Origin of the sequence: Corynebacterium aurimucosum (assembly GCF_046895345.1) — a bacterium.
GTDB lineage: Bacteria > Actinomycetota > Actinomycetes > Mycobacteriales > Mycobacteriaceae > Corynebacterium > Corynebacterium aurimucosum_G.
Genome location: NZ_CP160096.1, coordinates 1591592 through 1604392 on the forward strand (window position 1 = coordinate 1591592; position 12801 = coordinate 1604392).

Annotated in this window: 11 protein-coding genes; 5 read left to right on the forward strand and 6 right to left on the reverse strand. The window is 61.0% G+C overall.

Translation table 11 applies throughout. The annotated features are described in order from the left end of the window. The first annotated feature begins 15 nt into the window (after positions 1-15). On the forward strand, positions 16-615 hold the full coding sequence (locus ABZS45_RS07620) for a GntR family transcriptional regulator (protein WP_412099312.1): 600 nt from the start codon (positions 16-18) through the stop codon (positions 613-615). Positions 616-857: 242 nt separating this feature from the next. Here the strand turns inward: ABZS45_RS07620 and ABZS45_RS07625 are convergent, their stop codons facing one another. Both ABZS45_RS07625 and ABZS45_RS07630 read right to left on the reverse strand, forming a co-directional pair. After that, positions 858-1637, reverse strand: coding sequence for a putative hydro-lyase (locus ABZS45_RS07625; protein ID WP_412099313.1), 780 nt, complete (start codon positions 1635-1637; stop codon positions 858-860). Next, complete coding sequence (locus ABZS45_RS07630) at positions 1628-2791, reverse strand: NRAMP family divalent metal transporter (RefSeq protein ID WP_412101156.1); 1164 nt, start codon at positions 2789-2791, stop codon at positions 1628-1630. The genes ABZS45_RS07625 and ABZS45_RS07630 overlap by 10 nt, the downstream gene beginning before the upstream one ends. Before the next feature lie 308 nt (positions 2792-3099). On the opposite strand from ABZS45_RS07630, the gene ABZS45_RS07635 reads away from it, so the two are divergent. Both ABZS45_RS07635 and ABZS45_RS07640 read left to right on the forward strand, forming a co-directional pair. Beyond that, a complete protein-coding gene (locus tag ABZS45_RS07635) occupies positions 3100-4260 on the forward strand; it encodes a thiolase family protein (protein WP_412099314.1) in 1161 nt (386 codons plus the stop codon). Next, positions 4261-6576, forward strand: a complete 2316-nt coding sequence (locus ABZS45_RS07640; protein ID WP_412099315.1) for a 3-hydroxyacyl-CoA dehydrogenase/enoyl-CoA hydratase family protein — start codon at positions 4261-4263, stop codon at positions 6574-6576. It abuts the gene before it with no gap. A 313-nt stretch (positions 6577-6889) separates the two neighbouring features. Here the strand turns inward: ABZS45_RS07640 and ABZS45_RS07645 are convergent, their stop codons facing one another. Both ABZS45_RS07645 and ABZS45_RS07650 read right to left on the reverse strand, forming a co-directional pair. Further along, complete coding sequence (locus ABZS45_RS07645) at positions 6890-7801, reverse strand: DUF559 domain-containing protein (RefSeq protein WP_412099316.1); 912 nt, start codon at positions 7799-7801, stop codon at positions 6890-6892. A gap of 367 nt (positions 7802-8168) precedes the next feature. Then, entirely contained in the window at positions 8169-9344 is a 1176-nt protein-coding gene (locus ABZS45_RS07650; protein WP_412099317.1) for an acyl-CoA dehydrogenase family protein, read from the reverse strand. Positions 9345-9559: 215 nt separating this feature from the next. Between ABZS45_RS07650 and ABZS45_RS07655 the strand changes: the two genes are divergently transcribed. Next, on the forward strand, positions 9560-10117 hold the full coding sequence (locus tag ABZS45_RS07655) for a TetR/AcrR family transcriptional regulator (protein ID WP_010189326.1): 558 nt from the start codon (positions 9560-9562) through the stop codon (positions 10115-10117). On the opposite strand, the gene ABZS45_RS07660 is transcribed toward ABZS45_RS07655, so the two are convergent. Both ABZS45_RS07660 and ABZS45_RS07665 read right to left on the reverse strand, forming a co-directional pair. After that, positions 10114-11163 carry a hypothetical protein gene (locus ABZS45_RS07660; RefSeq protein WP_412099318.1) on the reverse strand — a complete coding sequence of 350 codons (1050 nt, stop codon included), beginning with the start codon at positions 11161-11163 and terminating at the stop codon, positions 10114-10116. The genes ABZS45_RS07655 and ABZS45_RS07660 overlap by 4 nt on opposite strands. Next, complete coding sequence (locus ABZS45_RS07665; RefSeq protein ID WP_010189329.1) at positions 11156-11650, reverse strand: RNA polymerase sigma factor; 495 nt, start codon at positions 11648-11650, stop codon at positions 11156-11158. Before ABZS45_RS07665 ends, ABZS45_RS07660 begins: the two co-directional genes overlap by 8 nt. Positions 11651-11743: 93 nt before the next feature. On the opposite strand from ABZS45_RS07665, the gene ABZS45_RS07670 reads away from it, so the two are divergent. Continuing rightward, positions 11744-12784, forward strand: coding sequence for an RNase H family protein (locus ABZS45_RS07670; protein ID WP_412099319.1), 1041 nt, complete (start codon positions 11744-11746; stop codon positions 12782-12784). Positions 12785-12801: the final 17 nt, after the last annotated feature.

Genomic DNA, 12801 nt, shown 5'->3' on the forward strand with positions numbered 1-12801 from the left:
GCTACTGTAAGTCGCATGCTTGCAGATTCCGTCGCCTCCGCGCTCCGCGCCGCCATCTCCGAGGGCGAGTACATGCCCGGACAGCAGCTCAGTGAGGTCCGCGCGGCCGAGCGCTTCGAGTGCTCCCGCAACACGTTGCGGGAGTCTTTCGCTATGCTCGCTTCCGAGCGAATCGTGGAGCGCATCCCGCACAGGGGCGTGTTCATTGCCACCCCGGATGCCGATTTCGTGCGCGATCTTTATCTGGCGCGCGCCGCCATCGAACCGGCCGCGGCGCGCTATGCCACCTTCGAAGACCCGGGCGAGCTGGTGCGGCTGACTGAATCCGCCGTGCTTAACGACGCTCCCCGCCCCCTCATCAACCAGCGCTTCCACAAACAGCTGGTCGCCGGCTTGGGCTCGCCGACGCTGGACCGCTCCATGTCGCACCTGCTGGCGCGAATGCGCTTGACCTTTTTGTTGACGCTGGAGCGCTACCCGCAGATTCACGATAACCACGTGCAGGCCAACATCGACTTGGCCCACCTCATCAAGCAAGGCGAGCGTGATGCCGCCGCCGATGCCTGCCGCGCGGACTTGATGCGCGCGATGGAATCGATCCTCCGGGTCCTTTAGTTTCCGAGTCCTCTAGCTGCGTCTGCGCTCCTGTTAGCCGGTTCCACCCGCGCGAAACTGCTCGGCCCACATGGTTCTAGTGAGACGGTTCGGGTCAAAAGGTTCGTTTACCCCCAAGTGAACCATGTACGCATTCACAGAGGGTTTGTTTGCCCCCAAACAAACCCTCTGACCAGAACCATATGAGTGAAACCACGTATCGGCGTCATGAGAGCTTGAGGAAAACGCCACCGAACCGGGGCTCAGGGAATGAGGAAATCGCGGTCCGGGATGTCGGTGACGAGCATCTTACCTGGGGCGTGCGTGATGGCCAGGCTGGGCCGCGAGTTCATCACGATGGCCTGCGGGGTCACGCCGCACGCCCAGAAGACCGGGATTGCGCCCTCAGGAATGTCGACGGCTTCGCCGAAATCGGGCTGCGATAGGTCTTCGATGCCGATGGCAGCCGGGTCGCCCACGTGAACTGGGGCGCCATGGACTCCCGGATAGCGGGAGGTGATGCGGACGGCATCGGACACCTGGCTCGCGGGAATGGGACGCATGGAGACCACCATCGGCCCAGAGAAGACTCCAGCCGGCGCGCAGGGAGTTGAAGTGCGGTACATCGGCACGTTGCGGCCCTGATCGATGTGGGCGATGGAAATGCCGTTTTCCACAAGCGCGTTCTCAAAGGTGAAGGAACAACCAATGAGGAAGGAGACGATGTCGTCGGAGTAGAAGGGGGAAGCGTCGCCAAGCGTCTGCGTGAGCTGGCCGTCCTCGTAGATGTTGTAGGCGGGGATGTCGGTGCGGATATCGCCGTCCCGAATGAGGTCGGAGGTGAACTGCCCAGCCTCCAGCACGCCAACGATGGGGCACGGCTTGGGGTTGCGCTGCGCGAAGAGCAGGAAGTCAAAGGCGTACTCCTGCGGCAAAGCGATGAGGTTGGCCTGCATGAAGCCGCGGGCATGGCCGGCGGTGGTGGTCATGTCGTGGGCGCGGGCGAAGGCGCGCACTTCTGCGGGAGTCTGCATCATGCCCATAGGTTAACGATTCCCGAGATGGACTTAACGCCGATGAAGATTTCCAACAGCAGCGCCAGGACACCAGCGATGAGCAGCCACTTCGGTTGCTTGACGCCGTGAGTGAGGTCGTGGCGCTTGAACGCCACCCACATGACCATGGCGAAAGCGATGGGCAGGATGATGCCATTGAAGGCGCCCGCGAAGATGAGGAGTTTCTGCGGTGCGGAATTAAGAATGCCAAAGAGAATTGCGCAGACCACAATGAAGCCGACAGTAAGGAAGTTGCGGGTCCGCGAGCTGACCTTCTGGGTGGTCACAAAGGTGATGGAGGTGTAGGACGCGCCGATGACGGAGGACAGGCCGGCCGCGAAAAGGACGACGCCGAAGGCGCGGAGACCGAACTCACCGGCGGCTTGGCGGAAGGCATCGGCGGCCGTGTTGTCCTCAGAGAGGGCAACGCCCGTGGCGACGACGCCCAGGACCGCGAGGAAAAGCAGCACACGCATGATGCCGGTGACGATGATGCCGAGGACAGAGGTCTTGGTAATCGCATTGACGTTTTCCGGGCCGGACAGTCCGGAGTCAATGAGGCGGTGCGCACCGGCGAAGGTGATGTAGCCGCCCACGGTGCCACCAATGAGGGTGGTGATGACGAAGAAGTCAACGCTTTCTGGCATGACGGTGTTCTTCAACGCCTCACCCACCGGCGGCTGAGAGACAATCGCCACGTAGAGCATGAGCAGAATCATGATGGCGCCCAGCGCCGCAACGATGCGGTCGAGCGCGACGCCGGCTCGCTTCGACAAGAAGATGAAGATGGCGATGGCGGAAGCAATGAGGCCGCCGATGCGGGCATCGATGCCCAGCAGGGCGTTAAGACCCAAGCCCGAGCCAGCGATGTTGCCGATGTTAAAGACCATCCCGCCGATGAAGACGAGAATGGCGAGGAACCATCCGAGGCCAGGCAGAACAGTATTACCCAGCTCGTTGGCACGCATGCCGGAGATAGCGAGCACGCGCCACACGTTGAGCTGGATGGCGATGTCGACGATGATCGACAGCGCAATGGCGAAGGCGAAGGCCGCGCCCATCTGCACGGTGAAGACGGAGGTTTGGGTCAAAAAGCCGGGGCCGATGGCGGAGGTGGCCATGAGGAACATGGCGCCGGCCATGGCGCCGATGCCCTTAGGGGCCTGGGCTTCTTGCGGCGCGTTCTGGGCGGCTTCTTGGGAAGCGGAGGATTTGGTGGGGTCCGAACTCATTGTTGGGCATCTTTCGTGACGAAGGTCGCATTAAACGTTGGTGAAAGCATAGGGGTTGTTGAACAATCTGTAAACAGCGCGGGGGTGGCGCACGTTACACCCCATCAAAACTGAATGCCCCCACACACCCCCGCAAGACGACACCATTGCGCCCCTCCAAAAAGTGACCTAGGATACTAATTTAACTAATTATCATTCGTATTCTCCACGGAGGAACCATGACGCAGGACATCTACATTGCGGGTGCAGCACGCTTGCCCATCGGCAAATTTGGTGGAAGCCTTTCTAAATTTTCACTGATCGAACTTGGCTCTCTCGCGGCCGACGCGGCGATTGACCGTTCGGGCCTAAAAGGTGAAGATCTAGACACCGCCGTCGCCTCCAACGTCATGCCCGTCGTGCCGAAGGACCTCTACCTTTCGCGGACCATTGCCAAGAACGTCGGTATGCCGGACTCCTCCACCGCCATGGGTGTCAACCGCCTCTGCGGCTCCGGTGTGCAGGCAGTCATCAGCGCGGCACAGCTACTGCAGTCTGGCGACGGCTCCTTAGCCCTTGCCGTCGGTGTGGAATCAATGAGCAACGCCCCCTACTCCGTCGAAGGAGCGCGCTTTGGCAAGCGCATGGGCGACGGCAAGCTGTACGACTGGCTCACCGGCGCACTATCGTGCCCCTTCGGCACCGGCCACATGGGTGTCACCGCAGAAAACGTCGCTGCGGATAACAACATCTCCCGCGAGCGCCAGGACGAGTTCGCCGCAGAGTCCCAGGAGCGCGCCGCCAAGGCCCGCGCGGAGGGCGTGCACGCGGAAGAAATCGTCCCCGTCGGCGAGCTTGACTTTGATGAGGGGGTGCGGGAGACGAGCGTCGAGAAGCTGGCGAAGCTCAAGCCGGTCTTCGTTAAAGATGGAACCGTCACCGCCGGTAACGCCTCCGGCATCAACGATGGTGCGGCAGCCGCCGTGCTGGCCACCGCGGAGGAAGTAACCAAGCGCGGCCTAGACCCGCTGGCGAAGATTGTGTCCTGGTCCATCGCGGGTGTGGACCCGACGCGCATGGGTATCGGCCCCATCGCTGCAGTCCCGAAGGCGCTGAAAAAGGCCGGTTTGAGCCTAGAGGATATCGACCTCATCGAGTCCAACGAGGCCTTCGCAGCCCAGGCCATCGCCGTGCAAGACCAGCTGGGCTTCGACCCGGCGAAGACGAATATCTACGGCGGTGCCGTCGCGCACGGCCACCCGGTCGGCGCCACGGGCGTCATCCTGCTGACCAAGCTGGCTTATGCGCTGCGCCGCCAAGGCAAGCGCTACGGCCTGGTCACCATGTGCATCGGCGGCGGTCAGGGAATCGCCATGATTATTGAGAACGGAGCGAAATAAATGAGCATCACCAAGGTAGCCGTTATCGGCGCCGGTTCCATGGGTTCCGGCATCGCAGCACTCTGTGCATCCGCGGGCATGGACGTCGTGCTGCTGGACCAGGACGCGGAGGGCGCCCAGCGCGGCGTCGATATCCAGCTCAAGCGCAAAGGTTTCCACCTGCCGGAGTTTGCACAGCGCGTGACCGCCAGCGATGATTACGCGCTGTTGGAGGACCGCGAATGGGTCATCGAAGCCATCTTCGAGGACCTCGACGCAAAGCACTCCCTCTATAAGGCCATCGAACCGCACCTGTCCGCGGATGCTCTGTTGAGCTCCAACACCTCGACCCTGCCGCTGGCTTCGCTTCTCGAAGGTGTTGCGGAATCCCGCCGCGACAAGTTCGCCATCACGCACTTCTTCAATCCACCGAAGGTCATGCGGCTGGTGGAGCTCATCGCTTCTGGAGAGACCGAGGACACGCTGCGCACGACCATCGAGCAAACCCTGGGCAAGATTGCTCTCGAGTGCCGCGATACGCCCGGTTTTATTGCGAACCGCGTGGGTTGCTACTGGATGGCCGCCGGCGTCGCCCGCGCCCGCGAGTTCGACATAAACTACGAGCTTGCCGACGCTGCCTTCGGCCGCGCCTTCGGCATCCCGCGCACCGGTATTTTCGGGCTGCTCGATTACATCGGATTGCAGCTGGTCAAGCCGATCTGGAAGTCCCTGGAGACGGCCCTGCCGGCAGGCGATCCGCTTTTGGACGTACCCCTCGGCGATGACGCGTTCATCGAGGGCCTCGTTTCTCGGGGGCTGTCCGGCCGCACCGGTGAGGGTGGCTTCTACCGGGGCCGAAACGAGGTCATCAACTCCTCTTACGAGTACGTACCCCGCTCTCAGCCCTCCGATCCTGTCGTGGGCCTCAAGGATCCGCGTGAGGTCATGGAGACCGACTCCCCCGGCGGCCGCTTCGCCCGCGCCGTCTTCCTCGACACGCTGGCCTACTGCTGCGAGGTTGCACCTGAGATTGCTGAGCACGTGGGCCTCATCGACGAGGGCCTGACCTTGGGCTTCGGCTGGAAGAAGGGCATTTTCGCGCTTGCCGACGCCATCGGCATCGACTGGGTCGCCTCCGCCTACGGCTCCAACGTTCCGGCCTTGGTCTCCGCCGCGGCTTCGGCGGGCGGTTTCTACGGCAAGGACTCGGTGCTCTCCTCAACAGGTTCACGCCAGGAGCTCGCGCCTCGCGAGGGCGTCGTGACCTTGGCTTCCTTGGATACGGAGACCATCGTTTCTCTGGATGCGGGCGCTGTCCACGCGGTATCCACGTCTGCTGGCCGTATCGGCATCATCGACCTGCATACGCCGATGAATTCGCTGCCGACTCCGGCCCTCGAGGTCATCCGCGCCGGTCTGGGAGCTGCGATCTCGGAGAATCTTGTGGCGCTGGTGATTGCAAACGACAAACCGGTCTTCAGCGCGGGTGCGGATCTTGCCTCCATCGCGGCCGCAGGTGAATCGGGTTCAGCTTCGCGCGTCGAATCATTGATTGCGGATGGCTCGAAGACCTTGCGTGCGCTCAAGTTTGCTCCGGTACCGGTAGTGGCGGCTGTGCGTGGCGTTGCCTTGGGTGGTGGCTTCGAAACCGCTTTGGCCTGCGACCGCATCGTGGCTCACGCCGATACGCGCCTGGGCTTCCCGGAACGCACCGTGGGCCTCTACCCCGGTTGGACGGGCACTATCTCCTCGCTGGAGCGCCTGGCGGCCGCCGGTATTGAGGACTACTACCAGAAAGCCTTCGACTTCATCGCCTCAGCGCGCAACTTCTCCTCCGCTTTTGAAGCCCAGAAGGCTGGCTTCCTCTCTGCGGACGACGTGGTGCTCATGTCCTTCGACCACGTCTTGGCCCGCGCCCTGCTCGAGGCCGCGGACCTGGCTGCCTCCTACACCCCGCCTGCCGATGAGCAGATTGAGATGTACTCCGGCTCCCCCGCCTTGGACCGCGACTGGCCTATTGAGGGCACCACCGACAATGACCACGTCATCGCGGCCAAGCTCGCCGAGATGTACACCGCTCCCGCGTCCTCCTCATCCGCCGCTGCTCCTGACTCCAGCTCCACCCCGGCTTCCTCCAGCTCCACCCCGGCTTCCTCCAGCTCCACCCCGGCTTCCTCCAGCTCCGCTCCGGCTTCCTCCAGCTCCGCTCCGGCTTCGCTGAGCTTCACCGAGTTCTGCGAGCGCGAAGTGGAGTTCGACGTGCCGCTAGTCCTCCTCCCAGCAAACGTGGAGCGCGCCAAGCACATGGCCGCGACCCGCAAGCCCCTCAACAACTAGCCTCGGCCGCTTCCGCTTCCCAACCCCGCTCCCTTTTCCGGAGCGGGGTTTCTCCTTGTTCGTTGCGACCTGGACCGGCAATTGACAGGCAAGTTTACGCTGGTCATTTGCAAGTTTGAGCTCGGTATTCTCTTTACAACTTTTAGCCTTGCACATGGTTCCACTCAAAAGGCATTAGTCACATGGTTTACTTGCCCCCAAGTAAACCATCTAGGCGTTTACAAACGGTTCGTTTGCCCCCAAACAAACCTTCTCACTAATGCCTTCTGAATGAAACCATCTGGCAGCGCCCTCGTGCTGACAAGAAAGCTCGTTAGGCTGAACGAGGTTGCACGGTGTTTAACGCACCGCGCACCTCGTTAAGAACCTGTTCTCGGTTCTGGAGAAGATCCCGTGGTGAGTAACGCAGCACGATGTATCCGAGATTCTGAAGGTATTTTTCTCTTTGCCGCTCAGCCCGTATCACCGCTTCGGTAGCCTTTCCGTAGGTCGCTCCGTCGTACTTCACAGCACCGTCTATTTCCATGATGACTTTGCCGTTGATAAGCAAGTCCGGCCGATACCCACCCTGAAGCTCTGGCTGAACCACGAGTTTCTTTCCCAGACCTTCCACAATCAACATGCCGCGCGCATAGGACTCATAGGGAGATTCAGCGAGGGCGGTGGCATGCGCAACCGCTCTCCTAGCCTGAGCAGCACCTTTTACACGGCCCATTGCCGTGATCATTGACCGTAATTCGTCAACGCTAACGAGTCGTTTGCGCAAAGCGGAGTCAACAGCCATCAGCCCTTCCTCAAACGTCGCAAGCCGCGCGACGTCGATGCAGGTGCGCGCAACCGACGTGCACCGAAGCCCGAAGCGCTCCATAATGTCTGAGGCTGGCAACCACATTTTTCGGTACATCACCTTGCTATCCCATTGCCGTCGTGGCGGGACTGTTTTGGATTGCCGTGCTAGAACAACCTGTGCGTCCCGAGACGACAGCGTCCACAAGCCCAACAGTTTGGCCGCAGATCTTTCCACGAGAACTGAACGATGAGCGCTACGGCCGAAGGCAACGATGTCAAAGAGATGGCGTTGGTAGTAAGGAAGAGTTGAATAGTACTCGCTGTTTATAGCGTAACGCGAGGTGAGGCGAATAAGTTCACCTGAAGCAAGCTGTTTCCACACGGGGTGGTTGTTTGAAAGGGGCCGGAGGTAAATGAGGTGTGAATCGTCAATCATGCCTCCATCATCATGGCTTCCAGCCCTCAAAGCTACGGTCGATTCCCCGCCTGTGGATAACTTCGACTCATCCGTCTCATTGGCTGATCCTTCAACAAAGTAATCCACAAGGTTCCACTCACACGGCTTCACTCAGAAGTCTCTAGTCAAAAGGATCGTTTGCACCCAAGTAAACCTTCTAACAGCACAAAGAAGGTTCGTTTGCCCCCCAAACAAACCTTCTCACTAATGCCTTCTGAGCAGAACCATCTTCGACCGCTCACGGCGGTTCCAACAGAGGCCTCCCCACTAGGACTCGAACCTAGAATGACCACGATGATGGGAAAAGATGGGCACCCGCACAGTGAAATAGGGCCACTTCGAATCGCTACTTGTAGGCCGAGAAGCCCGTAATCTTCTTACCCATGATGAGGGACTGCACGGTATCCGTGCCCTCGTAGGTGTGCATGGCCTCGATGTCCGCGAAATGGCGAGCAATGTCATTTTCCAGCAAAATGCCGACACCACCGAGCATGTCACGGGCGTCGGCGGCGATGCGGCGAGCAGCACGCGTGTTATGGAGCTTCGCCGCCGAAGCCTGCTCCGGTGCCAACGTGCCAGCATCCTCGCGCTGGGAGACCTCACGGCAAGTGAGCATCATCTGGCTAAGGTCGAGGACCATGTTGGCCAAACGCTGCTGAATAATCTGCGCCTTCGCCAACTCCCGACCAAATTGCACTCGCTCCAGCACATAAGAGCGGGCAATCTCATAGCAGGCCACCGCCGAGCCCAACGCCATCCAAGACACACCAATGCGAGTCGCAGTCAGAACACGCGACACATCCTTGAAGCTCCGACAGCCCGGAAGCTGGTTGGCGGCGGGAATGCGGCAATCAGTCAAGGTGATGTGCGCCTGGTGGATGGCGCGCAGGGAAAGCTTTCCCTCAATGACAGTCGCCGAGTAGCCCTCCGTCTCCTGCGGCACGATGAAGCCACCCACGTTGCCATCCTCCATGCGCGCATAGATGATCGTGATGCCGCCGGAAGCGCCGTTGCCGATCCACTTCTTTTCGCCGTTGAGAACCCACTCATCGCCGTCGCGCACCGCGGTGGTTTCCAAAGCGATGGAGTCCGAACCATGAGCGGGCTCGGTAAGGCCGAAGGCACCCAACAAAGAGCAAGAAGCCATCTGCGGCAAGTACGAAGCCTGCTGTTCCGGAGAACCAAGCATCGAAATTGAGCGCATGGCCAGCCCCGCCTGCACCGCAATCACCGTGCCCATCGAAGCATCGGCACGCGTGACTTCCATGAGCGTCAAGCCAGCGCCAAGCGTGGACATCTGTTCATGGCCTTCCACCGAAAGCCCATCGGTCATCACGTCCAGCTCCCCCAGACGCTGAACCAAGTCCAGCGGATACTCCGCGGCCTGCCAGTGCCGGTTAATCACCGGGTCGGAGTAGTCGCGGAACTGCGCCGCGCGCTTCCACCCCGCAGCATCGGCCTCAGAAAGGCTGTCAAAGACACCCAGGAAATCAGTGGTGGACTCGAAGAGGTTGTGGGACATGGTCAATTCTCCAACTAACAGGCAATACGAATGGCGATTAGCGTTAATTGTGACCTGACTCTCCCCAGGCTGTCAAGTGTCTCATCACAACGCGCGGCACAGCCGGGATTCGGAACGATAACCAGACTCCAGGGCCAGTATCTCCCCCAGCCAACCTTCACCCTGCCCCCGCAGGTATACTAACCGCCATTAGCTCATTGAGGAGGACGCCCGCCATGGCCAACCAAAGACGCCGCGACCAGATCGCCGCCGCCGCACTCGACCTCTTTGACCAGCGCGGCTACCATGCCACCGGCATGGAGGACATCGCCAAAGCCGTCGGCATGCGCGCCTCCAGCCTGTATAACCACTTCTCCTCCAAGCAAGAACTCCTCGCCGAGGTCACCATCACCGCCATGGAGGACCTGCTGCGCGCCAACGCCGCCTGCCTCGCCGGGCTGAGCGATCCCCGCGACAAGCTCGTCGCCACCATGAAAGCCCACGTCATCTACCACGCCACCCACGCTCGCCGCGTCCGCGTGGTCAACAACGAGCTCACCAACCTCGAAGAGCCTCACAAGTCCGTCGTCCTGCAACTGCGCCGTGACTATGTCGCGCGCTGGATGGCCGTGGTCAACGAGGGCGATTTCCACGCCGAAAACCTCAAAATCGCCTGCTGGGCGCTCATCGATATGGGCATCGGCGTGGCCCAATGGTTCAGCCCCGACGGTGATTACACCGCCGAGGCTTTGGGTGACATGTACGGCCAGTTCGCCCTGCGCCAACTTACCTAGGGCGCGCAGCCAATCTGCTGCTCTTCCTCACGCCCATCTGGGTACTGCACGCGCACGCGAGAGTAGACCTCGGCATGGTAGCCGCAGGCCACGCGCTTGTCGACGACCACCTTTACCTTCTCCTCGTTAAACTTTCCTTCCGCGCAGTTGGGGTCGCAGTCATTCTCGATGGCCACGCCGTCCGCCTCCGCGGAATCGGCTCCCCAGCGCTGCCAGTCCAGTTCATTAACTAGGTAGTTATTGTCCGCGCAGGCCAGCGAGATGCGGTCGGGACCCTCCAGGCCCGTGACGGATACGCAGTCCAAGATCGCGGTGGCATCGATGGTGGTTTCTACGTCTGGTCCCACCAGGCCTACTACGCGTACCAGCTGACCAGTGGCGGGCAGGACGGAGAAGCTGACCTGGTCGGCATCGCGAATCACGGTAACCAGCTGGTCTTCGCCCTCCCCTTCAACGGTGCCGACCTCATTGCCATCCGCTTCCGCCAACATGTCATAGGCAATCTTTTGCTGCGCGCTACTCAAGCCCGGCTGGAGCAGCAGCTCCAGCGCGCCCAGTGCGCGATTGGGGAAGGAGTCCGCCAACTTCTCCAAACCGGCACGGTCGGAAGCGATAACCAGGTCCTCCGGGCTGATGGAAGGCTGCGGATCAAAGCCTGGCACCTCGCCCTGCGAGGAAACCTCCACGGCACCGCCAGCATCCACCGCATATTCGGTGATCGCGGTGGCATCGCCGAGGGTGTCGACGCGCTTCATGTAGTCCTTCGCGGTCACGCCTTTATCCACCGCATCAGGCTGAGTAGCGGCGGCTTCGCCCGCCTGGGTCAGAACTTCTGCCGCCGAAGCCACGGGTTCCGAGTTATTAAGCAGCGGGAAGGCTCCGCCGATGAGAGCGAGCACCGCAACGGACGCTGCAGCTATGGTCCACGTGGGGCGGCCCTTCGTAATCTTCGCGAGGGTGTCTTCGGATCGGATGAGGGAGGCGTCGTCAAGCGCTGTGTCAGGAACCGGATTGGCGGCGCGGAGCATATCGAGAGAGTTAGGCATCGGTTTCTCCTGTAAGTTCGGAAAGATGGGTGCGTGCGCGGTGCAGGCGAACGCGCACGTTATTGCGGGAAATGCCGAGAACCTCGGCGATATCGGGATGGTCGAGCCCCTCCCAAGCGTGGAGGGTGAGGATCTCGCGCTCGGCGTGCGGCAGCTGCATCAGCGCGCGAGTGATATCGAGGTTGGCATCGACAGCGTCATAGCCGGCGTAGGATTCCAGCTCATGATCGTCGAGGTTCTCCGTCTCCCGGCGGGTACGGTAGAACTCGCGCATCACGTTGCGGGCGATGCCATAAAGCCACGGCAACGGCGTGCCGCGCAAGGAGTCGAAGCCGGCCCAGGCTCGCTCGAAAACGTCGGCCGCCAACTCTTCGGCGTGACTCGGTGGGACGCGGCGGCGCAGGTAGGCCAGCACTGCCGGGTAGTGCTCGCGAAACAGGCGGGAAAACTCCCGCTTGCGCGAACCAGGCAAGGTAAGGACAGACACTAAATAACTCCATATTGTTTGTGGGCTCACTGAGTATGTTGCATCAGATGCCCCAGCGTTACAGGCAAGCGGTTAAATGGTTTACTAAAGGGGATGGAACCACTTGAGCTCTCTGCCCTGACGGGCACGCAGTCGCGCACCTACGGCACGCGCAAGATCACCAAGGACATGATCTCAGCACCCGTGCACGTGGCTATTGCACTGTGGGATGAGCGCTGGGATTCCGCCGAGAATGGCACAATCGACGGCTGGGTCATCGCCGTTAACACCAAGAAAACGCGCTTCGTGCGCAAGGGCCAGATTAAGAAGGGCGACATCGTTGAGGTGGCCGTCCGCGAATTCGAGAAGGCCACGAAGAATATCCGGGGGCGCAAATGGATCGTGACTGGACGCCGGCAAGCGGCGCTACGGGCGGCGCTGGAAAAGCGCGGCTATACCGTGACGGGGAGTTTTGCGGAGGAGAATAGGGCGTCGAAAAGCGCTAGCTCCGTGCGCCGCAAGCAGGCTGGAATCACCGCCCGCCGCGCGAAGAAAGAAGGCGAGGCCCCACGCAAGAAGCAGGCAGTAAAGGTAGAAACGCCGAAGGCGCACTGGTGGCCGAACTTCTCGACGGCCTCCTCGTGGCCCGAAGGCGCCACCGTACGCATCGCTACGGATGCCTCCTCGGACACGGTGTTTAAGGGCTCAATGTGCTTCGTGGCCAGCAACGGTGACTACCGGTTGCGCACGCGCAAGACGACGGCCAGCACCGATGAGCTTGAGCTCGAATCCCTCACTCTGGCGTTGAAGTACCTTCTCAAAGTCGGCGCAACCACGGCGATCATCGAGTCAGACTCCGTTGCCGCATTGGAGGCGGTAGAGCAGATTCGACAGAAGGGCTCGAAGGCGATGCGCTCCCGCGGCGTGTGGCGTGGGCTGTCTTCAGGTTCGCGCTCGCGCTTCCAGCAAGCGTGGAATGACGTGGAGGGAGTCTGCGCGGTGACCATTCGCCGCGTGATGGGGCATGCTGGTGATCCGCTGAACCGAGCGGCGGACCAAATTGCATATATGGGCCTGCGCGCGATTGCGCATCCGATGAAGCAATCGCGGGCAACGCTGAAAGAAGGCATCCGGAAGACGCTGGCCAAGCTCTAATTCGGGGTTCGGTGTAC